This is a genomic window from Olleya sp. NP1-10 (genome assembly GCF_055804415.1).
In genome coordinates this window covers 2927149-2947038 of record NZ_CM147840.1, presented here as the reverse complement: position 1 = coordinate 2947038, position 19890 = coordinate 2927149, and the positions used below count along the sequence as shown (strand labels likewise).

12 protein-coding genes and 3 pseudogenes are annotated in these 19890 nt (G+C 31.3%); 9 read left to right on the top strand and 6 right to left on the bottom strand.

Features of this window, described 5'->3' with window-relative positions:
* Positions 1-2: 2 nt before the first annotated feature.
* Positions 3-1110, bottom strand: a protein-coding gene (prfB, locus tag AC0L4B_RS13800) for a peptide chain release factor 2 (protein WP_473437429.1) whose coding sequence is annotated in 2 segments (ribosomal slippage) — positions 3-1046 and positions 1048-1110 — 1107 coding nt in all. Because the reading frame shifts where the segments join, the coding sequence is not laid out codon by codon here.
* Positions 1111-1210: 100 nt separating this feature from the next.
* Here prfB and AC0L4B_RS13795 point away from each other — a divergent pair.
* Positions 1211-2230 carry a threonine aldolase family protein gene (locus tag AC0L4B_RS13795; protein ID WP_473437428.1) on the top strand — a complete coding sequence of 340 codons (1020 nt, stop codon included), beginning with the start codon at positions 1211-1213 and terminating at the stop codon, positions 2228-2230.
* A gap of 213 nt (positions 2231-2443) precedes the next feature.
* Positions 2444-4675 carry an OmpA family protein gene (locus AC0L4B_RS13790; RefSeq protein WP_473437427.1) on the top strand — a complete coding sequence of 744 codons (2232 nt, stop codon included), beginning with the start codon at positions 2444-2446 and terminating at the stop codon, positions 4673-4675.
* 68 nt (positions 4676-4743) lie between these two features.
* Here AC0L4B_RS13790 and AC0L4B_RS13785 read toward each other — a convergent pair.
* Positions 4744-5066, bottom strand: a pseudogene (locus AC0L4B_RS13785) (YbaB/EbfC family nucleoid-associated protein).
* Between the two features lie 136 nt (positions 5067-5202).
* Between AC0L4B_RS13785 and AC0L4B_RS13780 the strand changes: the two are divergent.
* From AC0L4B_RS13780 to AC0L4B_RS13770, 3 genes are all read left to right on the top strand, one after another.
* Complete coding sequence (locus AC0L4B_RS13780) at positions 5203-7266, top strand: S9 family peptidase (RefSeq protein WP_473437426.1); 2064 nt, start codon at positions 5203-5205, stop codon at positions 7264-7266.
* Positions 7267-7334: 68 nt separating this feature from the next.
* Entirely contained in the window at positions 7335-8378 is a 1044-nt protein-coding gene (locus AC0L4B_RS13775; protein ID WP_473439446.1) for a PLP-dependent cysteine synthase family protein, read from the top strand.
* Positions 8379-8563: 185 nt separating this feature from the next.
* Complete coding sequence (locus AC0L4B_RS13770) at positions 8564-9823, top strand: aminotransferase class I/II-fold pyridoxal phosphate-dependent enzyme (RefSeq protein ID WP_473437425.1); 1260 nt, start codon at positions 8564-8566, stop codon at positions 9821-9823.
* Between the two features lie 82 nt (positions 9824-9905).
* Here AC0L4B_RS13770 and AC0L4B_RS13765 read toward each other — a convergent pair.
* Positions 9906-11023, bottom strand: a pseudogene (locus AC0L4B_RS13765) (GTP cyclohydrolase).
* 18 nt (positions 11024-11041) lie between these two features.
* Positions 11042-12103 (bottom strand): transporter, encoded by a 1062-nt coding sequence (locus tag AC0L4B_RS13760; protein ID WP_473437424.1) that lies wholly within the window; start codon positions 12101-12103, stop codon positions 11042-11044.
* A gap of 119 nt (positions 12104-12222) precedes the next feature.
* Here AC0L4B_RS13760 and AC0L4B_RS13755 point away from each other — a divergent pair, with 119 nt between their 5' ends.
* The 4 genes and pseudogenes from AC0L4B_RS13755 to AC0L4B_RS13740 all read left to right on the top strand — a co-directional run bounded on the left by AC0L4B_RS13755 (position 12223) and on the right by AC0L4B_RS13740 (position 17742).
* Positions 12223-12474, top strand: a complete 252-nt coding sequence (locus AC0L4B_RS13755) for a DUF4834 family protein (RefSeq protein WP_028290847.1) — start codon at positions 12223-12225, stop codon at positions 12472-12474.
* 30 nt (positions 12475-12504) lie between these two features.
* Complete coding sequence (locus AC0L4B_RS13750; RefSeq protein ID WP_473437423.1) at positions 12505-14943, top strand: YfhO family protein; 2439 nt, start codon at positions 12505-12507, stop codon at positions 14941-14943.
* Between the two features lie 56 nt (positions 14944-14999).
* A pseudogene (locus tag AC0L4B_RS13745) lies at positions 15000-16264 on the top strand (glycosyltransferase family 4 protein).
* Between the two features lie 26 nt (positions 16265-16290).
* Positions 16291-17742 carry a lipopolysaccharide biosynthesis protein gene (locus AC0L4B_RS13740; protein WP_473437422.1) on the top strand — a complete coding sequence of 484 codons (1452 nt, stop codon included), beginning with the start codon at positions 16291-16293 and terminating at the stop codon, positions 17740-17742.
* A 71-nt stretch (positions 17743-17813) separates the two neighbouring features.
* Here the strand turns inward: AC0L4B_RS13740 and AC0L4B_RS13735 are convergent, their stop codons facing one another.
* Together AC0L4B_RS13735 and AC0L4B_RS13730 are read right to left on the bottom strand one after the other, a co-directional pair.
* Positions 17814-18830: a hypothetical protein gene (locus tag AC0L4B_RS13735; protein WP_473437421.1), complete on the bottom strand. Its 1017-nt coding sequence runs from the start codon at positions 18828-18830 to the stop codon at positions 17814-17816.
* Positions 18831-18992: 162 nt separating this feature from the next.
* Positions 18993-19640 carry a hypothetical protein gene (locus AC0L4B_RS13730; RefSeq protein WP_473437420.1) on the bottom strand — a complete coding sequence of 216 codons (648 nt, stop codon included), beginning with the start codon at positions 19638-19640 and terminating at the stop codon, positions 18993-18995.
* Between the last annotated feature and the right edge of the window lie 250 nt (positions 19641-19890).

The following is a 19890-nucleotide window of genomic DNA, read 5'->3' as shown; positions in this document are numbered from 1 at the left end:
GTCTAAAGGTTGTCTGTATTAATATCTTGTTGTCCCATCATCATAAGATAGGCTTTCAAAAAGGGTTCTATATTTCCATCTAAAACAGCATCTACATTTCCTGTTTCATGGCTGCTTCTAACATCTTTTATTAGCTTGTATGGATGTAAAACATAATTTCTTATTTGGCTTCCCCATTCAATTTTCATTTTACTAGCTTCAATGTCTTCACGTTGTGCTAATTGCTTTTGAAGTTCGATTTCATACAACTGAGACTTTAACATCTGCATTGCTCTGGATCTATTGTCATGTTGAGACCTGGTTTCTGAACATGAAATTTGTATTCCAGAAGGCTTGTGCGTAAGTTGTACTTTAGTTTCAACTTTATTTACATTTTGTCCACCTGCACCACTGGATCTAGCGGTTGTAATTTCAATATCAGCAGGATTTATATCAATTTCTATAGTATCATCCACTAAAGGGTAAACATAAACCGAAGCAAAACTAGTATGTCGTTTTGCATTACTATCAAAAGGAGAAATGCGTACTAATCTGTGTACACCATTTTCACCTTTTAACCAACCAAAAGCAAAGTCACCTTCAATTTCTAGCGTTACAGTTTTAATACCAGCAACATCTCCTTCTTGAAAGTTTAACTCTTTAACTTTAAAGCCATTTTTTTCGGCATACATTAAATACATACGCATTAACATATTTGCCCAATCACAACTCTCTGTTCCGCCAGCTCCTGCTGTAATTTGTAAAACAGCACTTAAACTGTCACCTTCTTCAGATAACATGTTTTTAAACTCTAATTCTTCAATTAAAGTCAGTGCTTTATTGTAACGCTCTTCAACATCAGTTAAAGTAGCTTCATCTTCTTTATAAAACTCGTATATAACCTCTAAATCTTCAATATATAATTTAGAGTCTTCGTAATCGTTTATCCATTTTTTCTCTCTTAAGGATTTCATAACTAATTCTGCAGCAGCAGAATCATTCCAAAAGTTAGGATCAAACGTTTGCTCTTCTTCATTTTGAATCGCAACTAGCTTATTATCAATGTCAAAGATATTGCCTTAACGATTTAAGGCGTGTATTAAGGTTTTTTATGTGTTCTGAAGTTATCATAAGTTTAACTTTGAGTGGGTAACAAAAATAGAATTATTACTAAGATTTAAAAATATTTAGCTACAATTTTAATAATTTTATCAAGATTAAAACTAAAGATATGTTTATTGATTTAAGAAGTGATACCGTTACTAAACCTAGTTTAGAAATGATGGAAGCCATGATGACAGCTAAGGTTGGTGATGATGTGTATAAAGAAGACGAAACTATTAATGCTCTAGAAGAAAAGGTAGCCAAACAGTTTGGTAAGTCACACGCTATGTTTTTTCCTAGTGGTACGATGGCTAATCAAACCGCTTTAAAACTACATACCAATCCTGGAGATCAAGTTATATGTGACCAGTATGCTCATATATATAATTATGAAGGTGGAGGAGCCTCTTTTAATAGTGGTATTTCTTGTAAGTTATTAGATGGTCATAGAGGGATGTTTACTGCTAGTCAAGTTGAAGAAGCTATTAATCCACCAGAATTTTACCATAGTCCTTTAACAACTTTAGTTGAAATTGAAAATACAACAAACAAAGGAGGAGGAGCGTGTTGGGATTTTAATGAAATTTTAAAAATTAAAAACCTTTGTAAAACTCATAATTTAGGGTTTCATTTAGATGGAGCAAGATTATGGAATGCTTTAGTTGCTAAAAATGAAACTACAGCACAATATGGAGCTGCTTTTGATACCATATCTGTTTGTCTTAGTAAAGGATTGGGTTGTCCAATCGGATCAGTACTTGTTGGTGATGAAGCAATCATGAAAAATGCTATAAGAATTAGAAAGATTTTAGGAGGAGGTATGCGCCAAGGCGGATTTTTAGCAGCAGCAGGATTATATGCTCTAGAGCATAATATTGAAAGATTAAAAGAAGACCACTTAAAAGCTAAACAATTAGCAGAAGTATTGCTTAAATCTTCTTTTGTTAAAAAGGTTGAACCTGTTGAAACTAATATTGTGATTTTTCAACTTAACGAAAAATATTCAGAAAATGATTTTTTAGAGGTGCTTTCTGATAAAAATATTAAAATCATTAGTATGGGAAATGGGAAATTAAGATTAGTAACCCATTTAAATTACTCTGATAATCAGCATGATAAAGTGCTAAATGTGTTAAAAAAGTTGTAATTTAGACAGAAAGTTTATTAAAACAAAAAACACTGTTCATTTTTCATATGTAGTTAAGCTGAATTTTAACACTGTTGGTCGAAATTTTAACTTAGTGTTATGAATAAAAGTGACTATTTGTTTGATAAGTATTTTTTTTGAATGAAATTAGAGAACAGTCGTTATTAGTTTCGACTAAATATGTTTAATAAATAACCATTTAAATTAACAACAATGAAAAAAGTATTACTAACAATTTTATCTTTTGTAGTCTGCTCAGCAGTTTTTGCACAAGATTTACCAACAAATCCTGAACCAGGGAAATGTTATGTACGTTGTGTAACTCCTGATGTATGGGTTAACCAAGACATTACAGTACAGGTAGCACCAGCTTATAAAAAGTTAAGTGTTGTTCCTGCACAGTACAGAACAGAAAACGAAGAAGTTGTAACTCAATCAGCTGGACAAGAATTATCAGTAGTTCCTGCTAAATATGAAACACAAACTTTTGAAGTTGTTACACAAGAAGCTTCTCAGAAGTTAGAAAAAGTACCTGGTTCTACAGATACTACAACTGAAGAAATGATTATTCAACCATCTTACCAAGAGCTTTCAGTAGTTCCTGCTAAGTATGCTACAGAAAATTTTGAGGTTGTTTCTTCTGAAGGAGGTCAAACTTTATCAGTAGTTCCTGCTAAATTAGGAACAGAAAACTTTGAAGTGGTAGTAAAAGAAGCTGGACAACGTTTAGAGGTTATTCCTGCAAAATATGAAAACAGAACTGAAACAGTATTGGTTGAAGCGGCTTACACTAAGTTACAATCTATACCTGCTAAATATGAAACAAGAACAGAAACTGTTGTTGTAAAAGAAGCATCTCAACGTTTAGAAGTGGTTCCTGCAAAATGGACTACAGAAAACGTAACAGTATTAGTACAACCTGAGTCTTCAAGATTAGAAATTGTTCCAGCAAAATATGGTACAGAAACTTTTGAAGTAGTTGTTAAAGAAGCATCTCAACGTTTAGAAGTTATTCCTGCAAAATGGGGTAATGAAACTTTATCTTATAAGAAGCAACAGTTTGGTTCTACTTTATCTGTAGTTCCTGCTAAATTTACTTCAGGTTATGAGGTAATAGAAGTTAAGCCTGCAACAGCAAAATGGGGAATGAGTGATACTCCAGCAGCAGATTGTGCTTCAAGTGACCCTAACGATTGTAGATACTGGTGTTACAAAAATATTCCAGCTCAAAACATTACAATAAATACTACAGAATTAGCTTCTGATGCTCAAGTAATGACTAAGCCAGGATGTGATCAAGCACCTAATAGTTCTGAGGATTGTGGAATGGGAACGTATACAAGACGTGTGGTTTTAACTCCAGCTACAACTAGAGTTATTGAAATTCCTGCTGTAACAAAAACGGTTAAGAAAACTGTAATGGTTACACCTCCAACAACAAGAACAATTCCAATTCCTGCTGTTAATAAAACAGTTAAGAAAACGGTTTTAGTATCACCAGCTACAACAAGAGTTATCGATATTCCTGCTGTAACTGAGCAAGTAACAAGAAAAGTAATGGTTACACCTCCAACAACAAGAACAATTGAAGTTCCTGCTGTAACAAAAGAGGTGACTAGAACAGTAATGGTAACACCTCCAACAACAAGAGTTATTGATATTCCTGCTGTAACAAAAACGATGAAACGTACTATAGTTGTTGATGCTGCTACAACAAGAGTGACTGAAATTCCTGCAGTAACTAAAACAATGAAGCGTACTGTAATGGCAACACCTCCTACAACAAGAGCGGTTGATATTCCTTCAAAGTCTACTACATTAAGAAAAACTATCATTACTCCTGAAACTACAAGAGTAGTAACTATACCATCTACGTCTACAACAATGAAACGTACTGTAATGGCTACACCTCCAACAACAAGAGTTATTGAAGTACCTCAAAAAACAGCTACTTTAAAGCGTACTGTTTTAGCTAACGATGCTAGAGTAGAAGAGAAAACTGTACCAGCTGTTAACAAAACTGTTACTAAAGAAGTATTACAGAAAAAAGGTGGTTTAACAACTTGGAAAGAAGTTGATTGTAAAATCGTTGAATATAACGACTTAAACATAAACTGGAATTTAGGTTCTGCATCATTAACTGCAGCTGCTAAAGCTGAAATCGATGCTAAATTATTACCTGTATTAGCTGATGGTGTATCAGTAGAGATTGCTTCTCACACAGATTCAAGAGGTTCTAAATCATCTAACAGATCTTTATCAGAAAGAAGAGCTCAAGCGGTAACTAACTACTTAATCTCTAAAGGAATCAATTCTTCAAGAATTGTATCTAATGGATATGGTGAGTCTAGATTAGCAAACAGATGTTCTGATGGTGTTTCTTGTACAGAAAGAGAGCACTTAGCAAACAGACGTACTCAATTTAGAGTTATTAATGCTAACTAATTAGTATATATTACATAAAATAAAAAAGGAAGCCAATTGGCTTCCTTTTTTTATACTTCAACATTAAATTATTTAAACATATCCATGCCTGGTATATTTGGCATACCTTCTTTAGTAACAGCAGCTAATTCAGTTTCATTAATCTCTGTTGCTTTGGCAATAGCTTTGTTTAGTGTTAATATTAAGTAATCTTCAAGTTGCTCTTTGTCTTCTAATAAATCATCACTAATAGTAATAGATTTAATTTCTCTATTGGCAGTCAATGTGACTTTTAGTAAATTATCACTACTATTTTGATCTACTAAAACAGTATTTAATCTTTTTTTGTTTCCTCTACTTTTTGTTGGGTCTCTTTTAGTTTTCCCATCATACCCATTAAATCTCCAAACATTTTATTTAATTTTAAGTTTAAGCTACAAATTTATTAAATTGATAGTTTAAAACTCAAAAAAATTAAATATGAAAAACAGTATATGCTAATTATTATAAGTTTTACATTTGTGTTTTCCTGTAAAAACGATAATATAATGACTAAAACTAATGTAAATCCACCTATAGCTAAAAAGGTTGAAAAGCAATTACAAATTCATAATGACACCAGAATTGATAATTATTATTGGTTAAATCAAAGAGAAGATCAAGAGGTTTTAGATTATTTAAATGCTGAAAACAATTACACTGAGTCAATTTTAAAACATACAGAAGGTTTTCAAAAATCATTATTTGATGAGATGAAAGCTAGAATTAAAGAAGATGACCAAAGTGTGCCATATAAACAGAATGGGTATTGGTACATCACTAGATATGAGGAAGGTAAAGATTACCCAATTTATACCAGAAAAAAAGACAGTCTTACAGCAGATGAAGAAATTTTATTTGATTGTAATCTTATGGCTAAAGGACATAGTTATTTTAAACTAGGCGGTTTAACTATTAGTACAGACAACACCTTAGCAGCCTTTGCTGTAGATACAGTAAGTAGAAGACAATATACTATCAAAATTAAAAATTTAGTAACAGGAGAAATTTATGATGATGTTATTGTAAATACAACAGGTGGAATGACTTGGGCTAATGACAATAAAACATTATTTTACAGTAAAAAAGATGAAGTTACTTTACGTTCTGATAAAATTTTCAAGCATAAATTAGGTGCTGATGCATCAACAGATCAATTGGTTTTTCATGAAAAAGACGAAACTTATAACACCTACGTCTACAAAACTAAATCTAAAAAATATTTAATTATTGGAAGTTCAAGTACTTTGGCTACCGAGTATCAAATACTTGAAGCAGACCAACCTGACAATGATTTTAGAGTTTTTAATTCTCGTGAAAAAGATTTAGAATATTCAATAGCTCATTTTGATGATAGCTTTTATATTATCACTAACAAAGATGGAGCGACAAACTTTAAGCTTCAAAAAACAAACGAAAGTAATACCTCAAGTGATAATTGGACAGATGTATTACCACACAGAGAAGATGTTTTATTAGAAGATATCGAAATCTTTAAAGATTATTTAATAGTAAACGAAAGACAAAACGGATTAAACCAATTAAGAATTATTAGTTGGAATGGAGCAGAGAACTATTATTTAGATTTTGAAAGTGAAACTTACACAGCTCAATTAGGAAACAATCCTGACTTTGAAAGCGAAACTTTAAGATATGGCTTTAATTCGTTAACCAATCCAAGTTCAATAATAGATTACAATTTTAAAACAAAAGAAAAAACAGTTAAAAAAGAACAAACCGTTTTAGACCCTAATTTTAATAAAGACAACTATCAATCTAAGCGTATTTGGGCTACAGCTAGAGATGGTGAGAAAATACCAATGTCTATTGTTTATAAAAAAGGAATGACACTTAATGGTCAAAACCCAGTATTACAATATGCTTATGGATCTTATGGATCTACAATAGATCCTTATTTTTCATCTATCAGACTAAGTTTGCTAGACAGAGGTTTTATTTATGTTATATCACATATTAGAGGGAGTGAGTATTTAGGAAGACCTTGGTATGAAAATGGAAAACTATTAACCAAAAAGAATACATTCACAGATTTTATTGATTGTTCAAAGTTTTTAATAGACAATAACTACACGTCACAAAAGCATTTATACGCAATGGGTGGAAGTGCAGGAGGATTATTAATGGGAGCAATTATTAATATGAATCCAGAACTGTATAATGGAGTAGTAGCTGCAGTACCTTTTGTAGATGTTGTAACCACAATGTTAGACGATTCAATACCATTAACGACTGGAGAATATGATGAATGGGGAAATCCAAATGATAAAACCTATTATGATTACATGAAATCTTATTCACCTTATGACAATGTAGAACAAAAAGAGTATCCAAATCTATTAGTCACTACAGGTTTACATGATTCTCAAGTTCAATATTGGGAACCAGCAAAATGGGTAGCAAAATTAAGAGAGTTAAAAACTGACTCCAATTTATTATTATTAAAAACAGACATGGAAGCAGGTCATGGTGGTGCTTCAGGTCGTTTTGAGGCCTTAAAAGAGGTCGCTTTAGAATACGCTTTTCTATTTGATTTGGAAGGAATAAATAAATAGTCAAAAAAATCATTACTTTTGCATGGTTTGATTTTAAAAATCAAAAAAATAAGTAGCTTTTAAATAGCATTTATGGAACAAAAAAACAAGTTTTTGATAACGTATTAGATTTAATTGGTAATACGCCAATGATAAAACTAAAAAAAATGACATCAGGTTTTAAAGGTAATTACCTAGCAAAGGTAGAGGCTTTTAATCCAGGTCACTCTTCAAAAGATAGAATTGCACTATATATTATAGAGCAAGCAGAAAAGCAAGGTATCATCAAACCTGGTGACACTATTATTGAAACAACTTCGGGTAACACTGGATTTAGTATTGCAATGGTTAGTGTAATTAAAGGTTACGATTGTATTTTAGCTGTAAGTTCAAAGTCCTCTGCAGATAAAATTGACATGTTAAAAAACATGGGAGCAAAAGTTTATGTTTGCCCTGCAAATGTAAGTGCTGATGATCCTAGAAGTTATTATCAAGTTGCAAAACGTCTACATGATGAAATTAAAGGATCTGTTTATATAAACCAATATTTTAATCAGTTAAATATAGATGCACATTACCAATCTACAGGTCCTGAAATATGGAATCAAACAGAAGGTAAAATAACACACCTTGTTGCTTGTAGTGGTACAGGAGGAACTATTTCTGGTACAGCAAAATATTTGAAAGAGCAAAATCCAAATATCAAAGTTATTGGTGTTGATGCTTATGGATCGGTATTAAAAAAATACCATGAAACAAGAGAGTTTGATGATAAAGAGATTTACCCTTATCGTATTGAAGGATTGGGTAAAAATTTAATACCAACAGCAACAGATTTTGATAGTATTGATGAGTTTGTTAAAGTTACAGATGAAGAAAGTGCACATACAGCAAGAGAAATAGCTCAAACCGAAGGATTGTTTGTAGGTTATACTTCTGGAGCAGCAATGCAAGCACTTAAACAATTAAATGAATCAAATGAATTTAAGGATACAGATAACGTAGTTGTTATTTTTCCTGATCATGGTTCAAGATATATGAGTAAAGTATACAGTGACAAGTGGATGACTGAACAAGGTTTCTTTGACAGTAAAAATGAAGCTGCAGCACAAAGTATTCAATATATAAAGTAAACGTTACAAAACATAGAAAAAAGTTAATCTTATATTTATAGTAAGATTGACTTTTTTTATTAAAAATCCATAGGTTATTTGTTATGCATGAATAATAAAATTGCCTAATTTTGTAACATCTAACTAAAATTTAATAGCTTAAGCTAATTATACCTAATTATGATAGCTTAAAAATCGCATTTTACATGAAAGATTTATTTGAAAAAATATACAAGGACAAAGGACCATTGGGTAAATGGGCTGCTCAAGCAGAAGGTTACTTTGTATTCCCAAAATTAGAAGGAGAGATTTCTAACCGTATGAAATTTCAAGGTAAGGAAGTTATCACATGGAGTATCAACGATTATTTAGGGTTAGCAAACCACCCAGAAGTACGTAAAGTAGATGCAGAAGCAGCTGCTGCTTATGGATCTGCATATCCAATGGGAGCACGTATGATGTCTGGTCACACAGAACTACACGAACAATTACAGAATGAGTTGGCAGAATTTGTTGAGAAAGAAGCAGCTTACTTATTAAACTTTGGTTACCAAGGGATGGTGTCTACCGTAGATGCATTAGTAGGTAAAGATGATATAATTGTTTATGACGTTGATGCACATGCATGTATTATTGATGGTGTTAGATTACATCACGGTAAACGTTTTACATACAAACACAATGATATTGAAAGTTTAGAAAAAAACTTAGTACGTGCTACTAAAATGGCTGAAACTACTGGAGGTGGAATCTTAGTGATTTCTGAAGGTGTTTTTGGAATGCGTGGTGAACAAGGTCGTTTAAAAGAAATTGTTGCTTTAAAACAAAAATATAACTTCAGATTATTTGTTGATGATGCTCATGGTTTTGGTACTTTAGGTAAAACAGGAGCAGGAGCAGGACAAGAGCAAGGCGTACAAGATGATATTGATGTTTATTTTGCAACATTTGCTAAATCTTTAGCTAGTACAGGAGCTTTTATAGCTGCAGATCAAGAAATTATTGATTATTTAAAATATAACTTACGTTCTCAAATGTTTGCCAAATCATTGCAAATGCAATTGGTTGTTGGAGCATTAAAGCGTTTAGATATGTTACGTACAATGCCTGAGTTAAAACAAAACTTATGGAAAATTGTAGATGCATTACAGTCAGGTCTTAAAGATCGTGGATTTGATATTGGTACAACTCAAAGTTGTGTAACACCAGTTTACTTAAATGGAAGTATTCCAGAAGCTATGGCTTTAGTTAGAGATTTAAGAGAAAACTATGGTATTTTCTGTTCAATAGTTGTGTATCCAGTAATTCCTAAAGGATTAATATTATTAAGAATGATTCCTACTGCAACACATACATTACAAGATGTGTCAGAAACATTAGATGCTTTTGAAGCGATTAGAGAGCGTTTAGTTAACGGTACTTACAAGCGTATGTCTGCTGCTTTAATTAAATCAATGGGTGAATAAAATTATTATTTTAAACATACAAAAAATCCGATTCAGTTTTGAATCGGATTTTTTAGTTTAGATAATTATTTGTTTTCTAAAATTATAATTGTTTTTTATAAGTACAACGTCTTATATATACTTCTGGACTAAAATGCTTCCATATTTTTCTTATAGCTTCATTATCTTCTAACTCAGGTGTGCGATAACACATTTTTATACCTCTTTCAGTAAATGTGTTATAATACTCGTTAAATATTACTGCATGTACACCTTTATTTTGGTAATCAGGATGTACACCTATTAGGTAAAACATCACATCTTTACTTTCCTTTTTAGCTTTTAATAGTTTTAAAAAACCTAATGGAAAAAGTTTTCCATTTATTTGTTGTAAAGCTTCTGCAAAACCAGGCATAACTACAGCAAATGCAATTAATTTATCATCACTATCTACAACAAATTTTATGTATTCTGGATTTATAAAACTAATAAACTTCTTTTTAAAATATTCTTTCTGAATATCTGTGATAGCTACAAAAGAGGATAGTGAAGCATAAGTTTCGTTAAATAAATCAAACATCTTATCTGCATAAGGCATAACTTCTGATGTCTTTTTTAAATCTAAAGCTCTTAGTTTGTAACGACGTTTAATTAATTCTTGTGCTTTATAGAAAAATTCAGGTTTAACATTTTCAAAAGGGAATCTGCTTTCGATATATTTTTTTCAACAGTAAAACCATGAGTTTGGTAGTGTTTAACATAATAACTGTGATTATACCATGTTACCATGTTGCTTAAGTTATCATAACCTTCAGTCATTACTCCAACTTTATCTAAGTTAGAAAAACCAACTGGACCTTCACTATATGCTAAATTATGTTTTTTACCAATGGTATAAACTTCATTTAAAAGTGCTTTACTTACTTCTAAATCGTCAATAAAATCAAACCAACCAAAACGCATTTTTTTTAAGTCTTGATCTTTGACTTCTAGCCAATTTATAATCGCAGCAATACGTCCTACAACTTTGTTAGCTTTATAGGCTAAAAATAATGTTGCCTGGGCATCATTAAATATTGGATTTTTATCTTTATCAAATGTGGCTAATTCTTGACTAATAATAGGAGGCACCCAATACTTAGAATCCTTATATATTTGAAAAGGAAATTTTACAAACGTCTTATAGTCTGCTTTTGTCTCTACTTTTTTAATTGTAATCATATGGTAAAAAAGGCCTAGTTAGTTTTCGTCATCAAAATCAATCTCCTTAGTTTCTTTTTTACGTTTTCCAGAATCTGAAGGAGTATCAGAATCATCACCTTTATTCTTGTTTTTCTTATTACGGTTCGCTTTACGTTCGTATTCTTCTAAAACATTAGTACCATTATCTATATTAGTATCTGGGTCTTTATGAAAGTCTAAACGATAAGAAGCTCCAAAGTTAACGCTAAATACAGAAGGTGTATCCTTGGTGTTAAAAGTAACTGCAGTATCTAACTGAAAATCTTTATTCCATAAGTAAGCTCCACCAAATCTAAAAAGGTTATCAGCATAGTAGTCGCTTTTAATACCTTCAGTTTCACCAAAAAGGACCCATTGTTGGTTGATGGCTTTTGTTAGTGTTAAGATATATTGAAAATCTGAATAATCTGTACCTATTCTATCTTTAGCAAAATTCATAACTAAAACCCAGCCACTATTAAAATTATGTTGTGTTGCAATCATTACTTTTGGCGAAAATCCACCTTCATAATTAGGTCGTGTCAAAGGATTGGTATATGGCACGTACGAGTTGTTGTCTGCATCATAGTTGGCTCCAACATAAACAGAAACAGCTGGAATCAGGCTACTCCATCTAAATTTGCGATTAGCATGATAACTAAAAATATTTGGTTTTTCTTCTCCTAGTTTTTTGTATGGATCATACACTAAGTATTTAGCACCAAGGGTCAAATATCTAAAATTTGCGCGATCTGTTTCAATAGGAGTGTTTACAGATCTGTTGTCAGTAAATGTGTCATTTTGATACGTTCCTTCTATGTTTAGTTCTAGTTGTTCCCAAAGTAAACCATATCTGGCAGCAAAATCAATACCAAAACCAGAAGCTTCATTTTTTAGAGGTGTGTGTTCTTCTTTAACAAGGTATGGACCAACTTCAAGTTGAGCCACATTTTTACCAACAGAAAACGCGCTTCTTGACACACCAGGTCTGTTAGAGTTAATAACTTCAGTATATTGCGCAGTAGCAGTAAAACTTGCTAATAGCAATACATAAGTGAATACTATTTTTGGGTTAAGCATAAATATTTGTTTGAAGTCAAATATAAGATTTTATATTTTTTTTATGTATTTAAAACTTAATTTAAAACTGAAGAATTGTATTTTTGTTAAAGAAATGATTACTTATTAAATATTACAACATGGGTTTATTAAGAACCATCCTTATAATTATATTAATTTATTACGGTTTAAAAATCTTATCTCGTTTGTTTGCTCCTGCGCTTTTTAAATATGCAGCTAAAAAAGCTACACAACGTTTTGGTGGTGCTTTTAACCAACAAAGACAAGAACCACTAAAAAAAGAAGGCGAAATTACGATAGATAAAATGCCTGAAAATAAATCTTCAAATAAAAATGTTGGTGAGTATGTAGATTACGAAGAAATTGAGTAATTTTCGACCTCACAGTTTTTAAAATCATTTATGCAATTCTCTTTTAAAAAAATCTTGCCTCATCTTTTAATTTTGGTAGGATTTATTATCTGCTCATTAACTTATTTTAGTCCTATTTTACAAGGAAAAGTCATTTACCAAAGTGATATTGTTCACTACACAGGAATGGCTAAACAACAAAAAGATTTTAAAGCCCAAACCGGTCAAGAAACCTACTGGACTAATAGTGCTTTTGGAGGTATGCCAACCTACCAATTAGGTGCAAAATATCCTCATAATTATATTAAAAAGTTAGACTTGTCTTTAAGGTTTTTACCTAGGCCAGCAGATTATTTGTTTTTGTACTTTTTAGGGTTTTATGTTTTGCTTTTGGTGTTAAAAGTCGATTGGAAATTAGCAGGTCTTGGTGCTTTAGCATTTGGTTTTTCTACCTATCTTATTATAATATTAGGTGTTGGACATAATAGTAAAGCGCACGCTATAGCTTATATGCCTTTAGTTTTAAGCGGAATTGTATTAACCTTTAGAGGTAAGTTTATATCTGGATTTTTATTAACGACTGTAGCTATGGGTCTTGAGTTAGTTGCTAACCATTATCAAATGACCTATTATTTGATGTTATTAGTTTTAGTGTTAGGTGTTGCATATTTGGTAGACGCGTATCGTAAAAAAATAATCCCTCATTTTTTTAAAGCTGTAGGTGTGTTGTTAGTTGCTGTAATTTTAGCAATAGGTTTAAATGCTACTAATATATTAGCCACTCAGGAGTATGTTAAAGAAAGTACTCGTGGGCAAAGTGAGATTACTATTAATGCTGATGGTTCTAAAAAAGAAATCACAAACGGGTTAAGTAAAGACTACATCACAGAATACAGTTATGGTAAACTAGAAACCTTTAATTTATTTGTACCAAGATTTTTAGGAGGAGGAAGTGGAGAAGACGTCGGAAAAGATTCTGCGATGTATGATTATTTTGTATCGCAAGGTGTGCCACCTGTTCAAGCTAGAGATTATGCTAAAGGCTTACCAACATATTGGGGAAGCCAAACTATAGTTGAAGCTCCAGCCTATATTGGTGCTGTAGTACTATTTTTATTTGTCCTTGGTTTATTTTTAGTCAAAGGACGTCTAAAATGGTGGCTTGCTGGCGGAACGGTTTTATCATTATTACTATCATACGGTAAAAATTTAGAGTTTTTAACCAACTTTTTTATAGATTTTGTACCATTTTATAATAAGTTTAGAGCAGTGAGTTCTATTCAGGTTATTCTAGAGTTGTGTATTCCTGTTTTAGCTGTTTTTGCATTAGTTAGATTATTTAATGAAGTTGTAAAAACCGAAGAAAAATTAAAAGCTTTAAAATATACCGTTTATACAACAGCAGGTTTAGCAGTTTTATTTTTAGTAGCAAAATTTGCAGGACTTATAAATTTTGTTGGAGGATCTGATGGACAAATAAGAGCCAGTTACGGTCAAGCCTTTTTGGATGCTTTAAAAGAAGACAGAGCAAGTTTTTTTACTAATGACACTCTAAGGACTTTAGTGTTTGTTTTACTAGCAGCAGCAGTTATTTATTTCTTTTTGAATAAAAAACTAAACGAAACCAAAGTTGTAGTCATTATGGCTTTATTAATTGTTATAGATCTTGTTGGTGTTGACAGACGTTATGTTAACAACGAAGATTTTGTGTCTAAACTAAAAATGGAACGTCCATATCAAGCCAATGGTGCAGATCTAGAAATCCTTAAGGATACAGACAACTTCCGTGTGTTTGATATTACTTCAGGAGGAGCAAAAGCTAGTTATTTCCATAATGCATTAGGTGGTTATCATGCTGCAAAACCAAAACGATATCAAGATTTATACGAGTTTTATATCTCTAAAAATAATATAAACGTGTTAAGTATGCTTAATGCAAAATATATTATCGGTCAAGCCGAAAACAACCAGCCATTTCCGTATGTTAATAATGATGCTAATGGTAATGCTTGGTTTGTGCAAAACTTAAAAGAAGTTGCTAGTCCTACTGATGAAATATTAGCATTAGATACATTAAAAAGTAAGGAAACAGCCATTTATTCAAGAGAGCAAATTAAAAGTGTTAACTTACCTAAGATATTTAAAACGGACTCGTTAGCATCAATTAAAGTTGCAACGTATAAACCAAACTACATAAAATATCAATCTGATAATACTAACGATGGTTTTGCTGTGTTTTCAGAAATGTACTATGGTAATGGATGGAATGCTTATATCGATGGTCAATTACAGCCACATTATAAGGTTAATTATGCTTTAAGAGGTTTGGAAGTACCAAAAGGAAACCACACAATAGAATTTAAGTTTGAGCCAAAGGTGGTTGAAACAGGTAGTACTATTGCATTAGCAAGTTCGGTAATATTTGGATTGCTTGTATTAGGTGGTTTATTTTTAGGATTTAAAAGTTTTCGTAACAAGGAAAACGCTTAATCATACTTGGCTTAATTTCCGCGAAAGCGTTATATCATGGATAAAAAAAGGTACTTATAATTACATATTATTGGCCACCAGCAGGAGGACCAGGAGTACAGCGTTGGTTAAAATTTGTAAAGTATTTGCCAGAGTTTAATATTGAGCCAATTGTGTATTGTCCTTCTAATGCTAATTACCCTATTTTAGACCAGACTTTACAGTCAGAAGTTGATCCAAGTATAACTATTTTAAAACAACCTATTAAAGAGCCTTATAAGCTTGCACAATTGTTTTCTAAAAAAGCAAAACAATTAGTAAAGGGATTATTGCCGAAAAAAATAAACAAAGCTTAATTGAGCGTTTGATGTTATTTGTTAGAGGTAATTTTTTTATACCTGATGCTAGAAAAAATTGGGTTAAGCCTTCAGTCAATTATTTATCTACTTACATTTTAGATTTTAATATTGATACAATTATTACTAGTGGTCCACCACATAGTTTGCATTTAATTGGTTTGCAATTACAGCAAAAATTAGACGTCAAATGGATAGCAGATTTTAGAGATCCTTGGACAAGTATAGGTTACCATAAGCAATTAAAACTGACTAAAACATCTGCTAAAAAGCATAAAAATTTAGAGCGAAAAGTACTAAATAGTGCCAACCAGATTATTGTAACTAGTCCAAGTACTAAAACGGAGTTTGAACAGATAACTAATCAGCCAATTTCTGTCATAACTAATGGTTATGACAAAGAGAAAGTTGTTGTAAGTCAGTTAGATAAAAAGTTTACTTTATCGCATATTGGGTCTTTATTGTCTAAGAGAAATCCTGAAGTTTTATGGAAAGTACTACAAGATTTAAAACAGGAAGATCAAGATTTTGCAAATCAGTTTCAGTTAAATTTAGTAGGCTCAGTTGGTGAAGAAGTACTTCAATCTATCGCTTTTTTTGATTTAACTAATAGTTTAAGTAATGTTGGTTATTTATCTCATATTGAAGCGGTTGAATATCAGAAAAAATCCCAGTTATTATTGTTGATTGAAATAGATAGTGAAGATACAAAAGCAATCATACCAGGAAAAATATTTGAATACATGGTTGCTAACAGACCGATTATTGCAATTGGTCCAAAAGGTGCAGATGTGGCTTCAATTATTAAAGAAACAAACACTGGAGTGTTTTTTAATTATCAAGAATATGAGGCTTTAAAACAAACTATAAAAAATCATTTTGAAGCTTATAAAAATAGTAATTTGTCAACCAATCCTATCGGATTGCAACGCTATTCAAGACAACAATTAACCAAAAAATTAGCGAGTTTAATTAACCCTTGTTAATTTAGTTTTTAATCCACCACTACCTTATGGGAATAGTTGTTAATCAATCCATCAAAAATACTATAATTACATACATTGGATTTGGTGTTGGAGCTATTAATGTCATTTTTTTATACACTCAGTTTTTAAGTGAAGCCTATTTTGGATTAATAACTTTTATATTATCTACAGCAAATATTTTAATGCCTTTAATGGCTTTTGGTGTTCATAATACTATTGTCAAATTTTATTCTTCATTTAAGACCAGACAATCTCAAAATAGCTTTTTAACCTTAATGTTAGTCTTACCTTTAGCAGTAGTAATTCCTGCAGGAATTGTGACACATTTTGGTTATGATTACATCGCAAATTGGTTATCTAAAAAAAATAGCATCATCAAAGATTACACATGGCTAATATATGTTTGTGCTGTTATGTTTGCTTATTTTGAGGTGTTTTATGCTTGGAGTAGAGTGCAAATGCAAAGTGTTTTTGGAAACTTTATGAAAGAGGTGTTTCATAGAGTGTGCATTATGGTTTTATTGTTGCTATTGCATTATAAATATCTAACTGTAGATCAATTAATATACAGTATTGTTTTAGTTTATATTTTAAGAACTTTAATAATGAAATTGTATGCGTTTAGCTTGAGACTTCCTGTTTTAAAGTTAGTTAAGATTCCAAATTTAAAATCGGTTTTAAAATATTCTGCTTTAATAATAATTGCAGGCTCTGTGGCAAATATAGTCTTAGAAATTGATAAGTTTATGCTTGGTCAGTTTGAAGCTATTACAAATGTAGCGTATTATGGTGTAGCTATTTATATTGCAGCTGTTATTGGTGTGCCTTCAAGAGCTATGCATTTAATAACGCATCCAATTACTGCTAAATTACTAAATGATAAGGATAAGATTGGTTTAAATACTTTGTATCAAAAAAGCTCCATTAACTTGTTTATCATTAGTGGGTTTATTTTTTTGTGTATCATCATAAATATTAATCAACTGTATTTATTAATTCCTGATAATTATAGTGAAGGCTTTATGGTGGTTTTAATAATTGGATTAGCTAAACTGTCTGATAGTTTAACAGGAAATAACAACGCTATACTTTTTAATAGTGACTATTATAGAATGGTGTTGGTTTTTGGAGTCATGTTAGCAATTTTGACAGTATTATTAAATTATATGTTTATTCCGTCGTTTGGATTAAACGGAGCAGCTTACGCAAGCGGTATTACTATTGTATTGTACAACATGGTTAAACTGCTGTTTGTGTATAGTAAGTTTAAGATTCAACCCTTTACAATTTCAACTTTAAAAACTTTAGTTTTAATAGCTGTTTGTGGATTAGCACTGTATTTTTGGGAATTTAGTTTTAATCCAATACTTAATATTGTTTTAAAAACTATAATACTGATAGTTTTATATGGATTTTCGGTTTTAAAATTCAATTTATCTAAAGACATCTTGGCTATTTTCAACCGTTTTATCCCATAAAAAAATCCTACTTAGATTGTTTGATTAACAATCTATAATAGGATTTTTTGACTATTCAAATGTGTTTATTTTTATCTTCTAGATCTTGTGCTTCTTGTAGTTGATTTAGCTCTACTTGTACTTCTTGTTCTTGGCTTAGCAACCGATGATTTTGTTCTATTCCTAGGTGTATTTGTTCTAGTGTTATTAGTTCTAGGTTTAGAGTTTACCGTTTTATTTGTTCTTGTTCTTGGTGTACTAGTCGTAACTCTATTGTTTCTGGTTCTAGGAGTAGAAGTTGCAGACTGGCTACCTCTAGTTCTTGTAGTAACTGTTTGGTTTCTTCTTGTTCTAGGTGTTGAAACAGCATTGTTTCTTGATCTAGTTGTATTTGTTGCTCTTGGAGTTCTTCCATTTGTTCTAGAGGCTAAAGCTCTGTTTCTAGAGATGGTATTTCCTCTTCTGTTAGCAACAGCTGTTCTACGTCTACTATTATTTAAATATGGTCTATCATATCTGTATCTAACAGGTCTGTAGTTTTGTCTATATGGTGTTGTATATAATACTCTATAATGTACAGTAGGTAAGATATAGTAGTTGTGCCATGGTCTATAAACATAGGCTCTGTTGTAAATGTTTATAAATCCAGTACAATGTGAGTATCTGTTATAACGGTTGTAATGAACATATAATCCTCCAACACGTGTCACATAACCTCTGTTGTTATAGTTTATGTTAACATTTCCAACTTGCGTAACACGACCGTAATAATCATAATAAACAGGTGTGTTTTCAACTTGTATAACAGCTCCATATTCGTCATACTGTACATAAGCACCATAATCATAACCAGTGTTAAAGCTAATACTAGTGTTTCTAGTGTTGATGTTTACATTAACTTTAGGACCATAATTAGGCATATAAAAGTCAAACTGACCATCTGCATAAACCGAAAACTCGATACCTGCTTCTTGAAATATAAATTGATTACCATACCCTCTTACATAAGAGTTATTAATAATACCATTATCTACTGTGTTGTTAGTGTCTGCATTAACAGTAAATCCACTAAGGAATAAAGCTGATAATAAAAGGAATAAATGTTTCATAACTAATTGTTTTAAGATTGAACAATTAACTAATTACAAGCATCGTGCCAAAATACAAAACAGTAACAATATCAAGGGGTTATGAAGGTTGTGACTTTTTAAAACAACAAAACCCATAAATCTTGTTTATGGGTTTTTCATATTTAAAATGTAAAAAGGGTATTATCTTTTTCTAGTTTCTGTTACAATTTTCTTTTGTTCTTGCTTATAATAATAGTTGTCATTGTTATTTTGGTTATATTCATAATGACCATTATTAGTTTGGTTAACAATAGGAGTGGAGTTATAGTTATTATTGTATCTGTTTATTTGACCTACAGTTCTTACCAATTGACCAAACCTATTGTATTGTAAACGCATGCCACCAATTTGACTAACTAAACCTTGACGGTTATAACTTATGTAAACCGATCCTAATCTTTTAATTTGTCCGCTTCTGTTATAATTTAAAAACACATTACCAACACGTCTAACTTTACCGTCTCTATCATGTGTGATAATAACACCATTGTCTTTTGGGTTAAAATATTGTGTTCCAGGAGCACCATAAGTAGTGTTTAAAGTACGTCTTTTATTAGTGCTTTGTTTGTAATAAATGTCACCTTGAGTTTGTGATAACTGTGTGTTAAAATCAAAAGTTCCGTCATTAAATAATAAAAACTCAACACCACGTTCAATAAAAGAAATAGGTTGTGTGTAATAATTTCTGTTTTGTACTAAATCTTCACCTTGCGATGCAGACTTAGTTTCTGCTGTAACGGTTGTTAATCCCATTAACAAACCTGTAAATAATAGTACTAATTTTTTCATAGTAAAAAGGATTTAGATTTTGCCTACTTATCAAGCGTTTCGGCATTCGCTATATTGACTATTTAGTTTCAATAGCTGTGCCAAACTTGTTAAGTATTGATTTTACTATGCTTTTCAGCTTATTTTAAAAGTGTTTTTTTCGGTTAAACCGAAATTAAATAACGGAATAAATACATTTGTCAGCTAATTTGAAATTGACTAACAACAATCTTAAGACTGTTTCAAGCCGAAACATTGTATCAAGATTTAT

Coding starts and splice junctions, on each gene's coding strand:
- AC0L4B_RS13735 (WP_473437421.1), bottom strand. CDS start 18,830: ATGAAACATTTATTCCTTTTATTATCAGCTTTATTCCTTAGTGGATTT.
- AC0L4B_RS13750 (WP_473437423.1), top strand. CDS start 12,505: ATGCAATTCTCTTTTAAAAAAATCTTGCCTCATCTTTTAATTTTGGTA.
- AC0L4B_RS13795 (WP_473437428.1), top strand. CDS start 1,211: ATGTTTATTGATTTAAGAAGTGATACCGTTACTAAACCTAGTTTAGAA.
- AC0L4B_RS13780 (WP_473437426.1), top strand. CDS start 5,203: ATGACTAAAACTAATGTAAATCCACCTATAGCTAAAAAGGTTGAAAAG.
- AC0L4B_RS13790 (WP_473437427.1), top strand. CDS start 2,444: ATGAAAAAAGTATTACTAACAATTTTATCTTTTGTAGTCTGCTCAGCA.
- AC0L4B_RS13730 (WP_473437420.1), bottom strand. CDS start 19,640: ATGAAAAAATTAGTACTATTATTTACAGGTTTGTTAATGGGATTAACA.
- AC0L4B_RS13770 (WP_473437425.1), top strand. CDS start 8,564: ATGAAAGATTTATTTGAAAAAATATACAAGGACAAAGGACCATTGGGT.
- AC0L4B_RS13755 (WP_028290847.1), top strand. CDS start 12,223: ATGGGTTTATTAAGAACCATCCTTATAATTATATTAATTTATTACGGT.
- AC0L4B_RS13740 (WP_473437422.1), top strand. CDS start 16,291: ATGGGAATAGTTGTTAATCAATCCATCAAAAATACTATAATTACATAC.
- AC0L4B_RS13760 (WP_473437424.1), bottom strand. CDS start 12,103: ATGCTTAACCCAAAAATAGTATTCACTTATGTATTGCTATTAGCAAGT.